The sequence below is a fragment of the Myxococcus sp. AM010 genome (assembly GCF_013372585.1).
GTDB lineage: Bacteria > Myxococcota > Myxococcia > Myxococcales > Myxococcaceae > Myxococcus > Myxococcus vastator.
In genome coordinates this window covers 83,060-90,011 of record NZ_JABXEO010000025.1, presented here as the reverse complement: position 1 = coordinate 90,011, position 6,952 = coordinate 83,060, and the positions used below count along the sequence as shown (strand labels likewise).

Genomic DNA, 6,952 nt, shown 5'->3' with positions numbered 1-6,952 from the left:
GCGGGGCGGAGGCGGCGCGCAGGGCCTCGGCCACCGCGTCCGGCAGGCGGCCTGGCCCGGTGACGGTGGCCACGCGCGTGGCGGCCTCCTCGGGCGTCAGCGTGCGCAGCGGGTCGGAGGTGGCCAGCGATTCGTGCAGGTGCTGCAGGGCGCGCAGCTCCGGGACGCGGGTGATGACGTCCGCGAAGCTGAAGGCGCGCAGCCGGTCGAAGGACAGCTCGACGGTGCGCGTGTCACCTGCTCCCAGCCGGTCGGCCACGGTGACGCGGAGCCCGCTGGCGGCGCGCGTGAGCTCATCGCCGAAGGTGTTCACCGTGAGCGGGAAGCGCCGGCCCGAGGGGGACGGGGAGAAGGCACCCACCACCAGCCAGCGCACGCGCGCGCTCTCGGCACTGCTTCCGTTCTGGCTCATGTCCCGCATCCCCTCCACGACGAGAAGGCCGCTACGTTAGCGCGCCAGGGTGGGAGCGCGGACTGGTGACTGCGACCACCGCCCCTCTGACGGCAGTCACCAGGAGGCAGGCGCCCACGGGGCGCGGGCACGCCGGGGGCATACGTAAAATCAATGGCTTGGCGGACGGATGGGGACGCCCGGTGGTTGGCACACCTGCTGCTACTGGTGCGTGGGTCGCCTACAGAAGCCCTCCCACCTCTCCCAGAAGGAACTTCCCCATGCGCCTCTCTCCGCTCAGCGGCTCCGCCTCTTCCGCCGTCCGCTCCCCGGCCCAGGATGTCTCCGGCTCCCTGCCTTCCGCGTCGCTGTCGGGGGCCTCGGCCCAGAAGCCGGCGCTGGGGCGGCTTGGGATGCAGCAGGATGGCTTCGACATGGGCGGCGGCAAGGCCCAGTCCCTGGGCAAGCTGCTGGAGGGGGCCATGGCCATCATCAGCACGCTCACCCAGCTCCAGCAGGCCATGCAGGGCGGCGCGGCCGGTGGCGCGCAGGGCGCCGCGTGCGGCCAGGGCGGCGCGGGCGCGAAGGGCGCGTCGGGGGCTTCCCCGTCGCAGTGCTTCTCGGACAGCTCGTTCTCTCCCGCGTCGGCCTGCGGCAACCGTCCTCCCGTGGAGCTGAACCCCGGCGCGCAGGGCCCGTCTCCGTTCATGAGTGATCCGGTGGATGGCCTCACGTCGGCGCCGCCGGCGGGTGGCTCCGCGCCCGCGCCGGTGGGTGGGCCCGCGCCTGCGGGTGGCTCCGCGCCGGTGGGCGGAAACGGTGCGGCGCCCGCGATGAGCAGCACCGGAGCGACGCCTTCGGCACCGTCAGTGGGCGCGAGCAAGGGCGCCGGCGGCGCGAGCCTGGGGGGTAACCTGCCTCCCGCGCTGGAGAAGCTGCGCCCGGCGCTCGAGTCCGCGGCGGCCAAGACGGGCGTGCCGGTGGAGATGCTGGCCGCGCAGGTGTGGGCCGAGTCCCGCGGTGACGTGGCCGCCACGTCCACCAACGGTGGCAACGGCCTGACGGACACCGGGCTGATGCAGGTGAACCCCAACACCTACAAGGAGCTGCAGAGCAAGCACCCCGAGCTGCAGGGCAAGAGCCTCTCCGACCCGGAGACGAACATCCTCGCGGGCGCCTGCTACATGAAGGACATGAAGGAGCAGTTCGGGAGCTGGGACCTGGCCCTGCGCGCGTACAACTCCGGTCCGAACGGCGTGGACAAGAGCAACCCCCACGCGATTCCCGCGGGCACGGGTGACGCCAAGTACGTGCAGAAGGTGAATCAGTTCGCCAGCACCCTGGCGTCGGGCCAGGGCGCGCTGCCGGCGTAGCGGACGCTGGCAGCGGAGGACGACGGCGAGAAGCTCAGGAGGACTCGCGGCCGAAGCTGCCGCGAGCCCGGGAGCCGCCGCCGTCGGTGTTGCCCAGCGCGTCGGTGTGGAGGGCGCTCTTCTCCACCAGCGTGCCCTCGTCCATGGCGGTCTGCGGATCGCCGACGATGAGCATGCCGCCACCCTGGTGCAGCTCCCACGCGGAGCCCACGGAGTCGGCGATCTGCTGGCCGGACACGGTGTACTTGGAGCCCGTGTTCGTGTCCTTCACCTGGTAGTTGCCCTTGTCGTCCATGCCGTCGACGACGACCCAGTGCGAGCCACCGGCGACCTTGGAGTCCACGCCCGTGGCGAGCCGGTTGGTGTCCAACTGGACGACGGCCTTCTGTCCGCGGGCCAGCGCCTCGTTCACCGACGGCATGTCGAAGTTCGAGGTGCCCTTCTTCACCTCCAGGCCCTCGTGCGCGAACATCTTCGCCAGCTCCTCCGGGGTCGTCCCGTCCCCATCGGTGAAGCGCGACTCCAGCGAGTCCATCTTCTGCGCCGCCGCCACGGCGTCCTTGCCCGCCGTGGGCGACAGCAGGGTGGCCACCGCGGCGCCGCAGTTGGCGTCCTTGGTCTGCTTGACGACCTCCGAGGACGCGTCCGCGGCCTCGAAGCTGTCGGTGAAGTACTGGGCCACCACGTCGGGGACGGGCGGCGGCTGGGGGGCCTGGGCCGGCTCGGACGCGGCGGGCTGCTGCACGCTCTGCTGCGGCCGGGCCTCCGAGAGCCTCGCGATGGTCTGGAAGAGGTTCACTCGCATGGGCGGTCTTCCCTGGGGGCTGGGCGGAGCCCACATGGCTCCAATCCGAGGTTATCTCCAAAGTCTGGAGAAAGTTGTTTCCGCGCCGCTCAGAGGCCGCTGCTCGGTTCAATACCGTGCTTTTTCAGGAGCTTGCGGAGGTAGACGCGGTCGATGTCGGCCTCGCGGGAGGCGCGGGAGATGTTGCCCTCGCAGCGCTCCAGGAGGTTGCGGAGGTAGTCGCGCTCGAAGCCCTCCACGAGCCGCTCCTTGGCCTCCTTGAAGGGCAGGTCCAGGTCGGCCGCGCCGGGGCCTCGCTCGGGGTCGGCGGACTCCAGGTCCGGGAGGGCCTCTTCGCCCAGGTTCACCACCTGCTCCACCACGTTGCGCAGCTCGCGCACGTTGCCGGGCCAGGGGTACTGGGTGAGCAGCGCGCGCGTCTGGTCCGACAGGGCGCTGGGCGGGCGGCCCGTCTGCTCGAGCATGGTGTCGATGAGCAGGGGGATGTCCTCGGGGCGCTCGCGCAGGGAGGGCATCGTCACGCGGAGCACGGCGAGCCGGTGGAAGAGGTCGCGGCGGAACTTCCCCTGCCGCACGGCGTCCTCCAGGTCCCGGTGGGTGGCCGTCACGATGCGCATGTTGACGGTGACGTAGTCGTTGGCGCCCACGCGCTTCACCTGGCGGCGCTCCAGCACGCGCAGCAGGCGGGGCTGGAGCTCCAGCGGCAGCTCGCCGACCTCGTCCAGGAAGACGGTGCCGTTGTGGGCGCGCTCGAAGGCGCCGGCCCGGTCGCTCTGGGCGTTGGTGAAGGCGCCCTTCACGTGGCCGAACAGCTCGGACTCGATGAGCGAGGGCGCCACGCCCGCCAGGTCCACGATGACGAAGGGCCCGCTGGCGCGGCGGCTGGCCTGGTGGATGGCCTCGGCGCACAGGTCCTTGCCGGTGCCCGTCTCGCCCTGGATGAGGACGTCCGCGCCGCCCGGGGACATGCGCTCCAGCAGGGTGAACACCTCGCGCATCCGGCGGCTGTTGCCCACCAGCGCGCCGAAGCGGTCGCGGTTGGAGAGCAGCAGCGTGCGCTTCGCCGTCTCCTCCGGCACCAGCTTCAGCTCGGTGGTGCCCAGGGTGATGACGGTGCCCGGGTGCAGCTCCAGCTCGGTGAAGCGGCGGCCGTCGCACGAGGAGCCGTTGCGCGAGCCCAGGTCGGTGGCCACCACGTGCTCGTCGTGGACCGTCAGCTTGAGGTGCTCGCGGGAAATCGTCTTGTCGGTGAGGACGATGTCGCACGTGGGGGCCTTGCCCAGCACGTACTCGGGCTTGGTGAGCGCGTGGCTCTGGCCGGACTCGGGGCCGGACAGCACCATCAACTTCAGCCGGACCCGGCCTTGCCGCGCGCGGCTCAGCGTCAGCGTCGGGTCCAGCGCGGGTTCCTCTTCGTTCGACGGGGCCACGGGAGCGGGACGCTAACACGGCCGGGGCGGCCCGCCACCCGTTGGGTCCGTGACGGCCTCACCGCCGGGGCTTGCGACCCGCGGGCCGGGGGGCCGGCTCGGGCGGCAGCGTCGACAGCCAGGCGTCCACGTCCGCCACCCGCGCCTCCAGGCCGGCCTCGGTGAAGCGCGCACGGGCCTGGGCCGCCTCCCCGCGGGCCGCCGGGGGCTGCTGCGTCTGCCACAGGGCGCGCGCCAGGGCGAAGCCGGACTCGGCCAGCACGTCGGGCGGGGCCGACGCGAAGGAGACGGCCTGCCGCAGCGGCGCCACCGACTCGGTCGCCTTGCCCAGCTCCAGCAGGGCCTGGCCCACGCCGTCATAGGAGTAATGGAGCCGCTCGTCGTCCGCGGGCAGCGCCGCGCGCTTGATGAAGAGCGCCTCTTCGTAGGCCTTCAGCGCCTCGTCGTAGCGCTTCAGCGCGTGCAGACACATTCCCACCTCGTCCAGGGCCTCCGCGTACAGGACGCTCGTCTCGCCCCGCGTGGCCTTGCGGACCTGGGCCGCCGCCTGGGCGTGCTTCAGGGCCTTGGCGTCCTGCTTCAGCTCGCGCAGCGTCAAGGACAGCATGCCGTGGCGCTGGGCCATGTCCGGGTGCCAGGGGCCCACCGCGGCCTCCGTCAGCACCAGCGCCTCCTCCAGCAGCTCCGCCGCCTTCTCGGGCTGCCCCAGGTCCAGCATCACGCCGCCCAGCAGGAAGGTGGTCCTCGCGCGCTTGGGGTGGCCCAGGGGCAGGGCGCGGGCCTGGAGCGCCTTGGCCTGCTCCAGCAGCGCGCGCGCGTCCTCGAAGCGCTCCTGCGACACCGCGAGGTTGGCCTGGTTCATCCGCACGTCGGCCTCCAGCACGGGCTCGCCGCCCAGGCGCTGGAGGGTGGCGTGGGCCAGCTCGCCCCAGTCCGAGGCCTGGGTGAAGTGCCGCTGTCCGTCCTCCACGTAGAGCAGCTTGTTGAGGATGGCGACCTTCAGCCGGTCCGCCCGTCCCGCCTCGGCGTCGCGCGCGGCGTGGAAGAGCTGCTTCGAGGCCTCGGGGGACTGGCCGGTCTGCTCCTGGAGCCAGCCCAGGTGGAAGCGCAGCTCGGCCGTGAGCGGCAGGTGGCCGGTGGCCAGCACCGGCGCCTCCAGCGCGCGCGCCACCTCCAGGGCTACCGGGTAGCGGCCCGCGTCCACCAGCGCCTTCACGTTCGCGACCTGTCCCTCCAGCTTCTCGATGTCGGCGCGCTTGCCCGCGTCCGAGGGCAGCCGCTGCTGTTCGGCCAGGGACTCCTCGTCCTCGCACTCGTGCAGCGAGGGCAGGGCGTGCACCGCGTCCACCGACTTCTCCACCAGCGCCGCGTCCGCGGTGGACAGGAGCGCCACCGTGGCGCGCACGTCCTTGTGCCGCCGCGCCAGGCACACCGTCCGCCGCGTCAGCAGCTCTTCTGTCTGTACGCCGTGGACGTGGGTGGCCTCGCAGGCCTCGGTGCTCTGCTGCTTCCACGCGCTCGCGTAGCCGTCCAGCACCTGGGAGACCTTGCCCGCCAGCTCCTGCGCGAAGGGCTTGCCGGTGGCGAGGAAGGCCGCCTCCACCTGCTGCTTCGCCGCCGGGCTCCAGACGTCATCCATGCGCGCGCCCGCGGCGGCGCAGACCTGCGACTGCTGGTAGAGGACGCCGCCCACCAGGGCCACGCCGGCGGCCACGGTGCTGGCGCCCGCCACCCAGCGTCGGCGCTTCGTGAGGCGGTGCTCCTGCGACAGGGCGCCCAGCAGCTCCGTCATGGACGCGAAGCGCGTGGCCGGGTCCAGCGACAGGCCTCGCATCATCGCCTGCTTCACCCAGGCGGGGACCTTCACGTCGCGCGGCGGCTCCTGGATGAGGACGGGCGGCGGCGGGGGCTTGGGGGGCGTGCGCTCCAGGGGCGCCGTCGCGTGCAGCGGCTCGGTGGCCTCGGCCTCGGGCTGCGCCTGGGGCCTGCGCGAGGAGGCATACGCCTCCATCTTCGCGGGCTCGAAGGGCCGCTGACGGTAGAGCGCCCAGTACAGCGCGACGCAGAAGCTGAACTGGTCCGAGCGCGGGTCCAGGTCATCCCCGCGGAACTGCTCCGGGGACATATAGCTGGGCGTGCCGATGATGAGGCCCGCCTCCGTGAGGGGGGTGTCCAGCATGCGCCGCTCGGAGGGCACGCGGGACTCCGAGTCCTCGGAGAGGTGCTCCTCCACGGGGAGCGTGCCCACCGGCCGCGCCAGGCCGAAGTCGGTGACGAAGACGCGGCCCGCGCGGCTCACCAGCACGTTGGCGGGCTTGAAGTCGCGGTGCACCAGCCCGGCCTCGTGCGCGGCCTGGAGGCCCCGGCCCGCGGAGAGGAAGGCCTCCAGCACCTCGCGCCAGGAGCGCTGCCCCTCCTTCACCCACGAGGCCAGGGTGCCGCCGTCCACCAGCTCCATGGCCAGGAAGACGCGGTCACCCCACACGTCCACGTCGAAGATGGGGATGACGTTGGGATGCGAGACGCGCGCCATGGCCTGCGCCTCGCGCAGCAGCCGCGCCCGGGCCTCCTCCGAGTCCGTGCTGCTGTCCGCGTGCAGCAGCTTGAGCGCCACCTTGCGGTCCAGGTCCGGGTCATAGGCCGCGTACACCACGCCCATGCCACCCTGGCCCAGGCGCTTGAGGAGGAAGTAGCGCCCCACCTGAGGCACGGGGGGCGCGTCCTCGCGCCGCGACCCAGGGCCGGTGCCGAAGGCGTCGTCCTCGCGCTTGCCCGTGCCCGCGCGTCCTCTGCCGCTGTCTCTCATGCTCATGGCCGATGCACCCGGCCCGCGACTCTAGCCGCGAATAACCGTGAGGCCCATGTTCCAGGCCGCTTGGATGGTTGCCTATGCACCAGGCCGGTGTCGGCCGCCGCCGACGGGTGGGGCCTGCCCGCTGCGCCCCTCAGGATG

5 protein-coding genes are annotated in these 6,952 nt (G+C 72.5%); 1 reads left to right on the top strand and 4 read right to left on the bottom strand.

Going from position 1 to position 6,952, the window contains the following annotated elements:
* A partial coding sequence (locus tag HV826_RS14840) for a type VI secretion system contractile sheath small subunit (RefSeq protein WP_255208582.1) occupies nt 1-412 on the bottom strand: 412 nt, incomplete at its 3' end.
* Nucleotides 413-672: 260 nt separating this feature from the next.
* Here HV826_RS14840 and HV826_RS14835 point away from each other — a divergent pair.
* A complete protein-coding gene (locus tag HV826_RS14835) occupies nt 673-1,764 on the top strand; it encodes a lytic transglycosylase domain-containing protein (protein ID WP_176417657.1) in 1,092 nt (363 codons plus the stop codon).
* A gap of 34 nt (nt 1,765-1,798) precedes the next feature.
* Here the strand turns inward: HV826_RS14835 and HV826_RS14830 are convergent, their stop codons facing one another.
* The 3 genes from HV826_RS14830 to HV826_RS14820 form a co-directional block, all read right to left on the bottom strand.
* Complete coding sequence (locus HV826_RS14830; RefSeq protein ID WP_255208581.1) at nt 1,799-2,569, bottom strand: hypothetical protein; 771 nt, start codon at nt 2,567-2,569, stop codon at nt 1,799-1,801.
* A gap of 89 nt (nt 2,570-2,658) precedes the next feature.
* Entirely contained in the window at nt 2,659-3,999 is a 1,341-nt protein-coding gene (locus HV826_RS14825) for a sigma 54-interacting transcriptional regulator (RefSeq protein ID WP_176417655.1), read from the bottom strand.
* A gap of 58 nt (nt 4,000-4,057) precedes the next feature.
* The gene (locus HV826_RS14820; RefSeq protein WP_176417654.1) at nt 4,058-6,811 is read right to left on the bottom strand and encodes a protein kinase domain-containing protein; all 2,754 of its coding nucleotides are present in this window, start codon (nt 6,809-6,811) and stop codon (nt 4,058-4,060) included.
* Nucleotides 6,812-6,952: the final 141 nt, after the last annotated feature.

Bases quoted from the DNA above. Each gene is read 5' to 3' on its own strand.
- HV826_RS14835 (WP_176417657.1), top strand. From the start codon at position 673: ATGCGCCTCTCTCCGCTCAGCGGCTCCGCCTCTTCCGCCGTCCGCTCC.
- HV826_RS14830 (WP_255208581.1), bottom strand. From the start codon at position 2,569: ATGCGAGTGAACCTCTTCCAGACCATCGCGAGGCTCTCGGAGGCCCGG.
- HV826_RS14820 (WP_176417654.1), bottom strand. From the start codon at position 6,811: ATGAGCATGAGAGACAGCGGCAGAGGACGCGCGGGCACGGGCAAGCGC.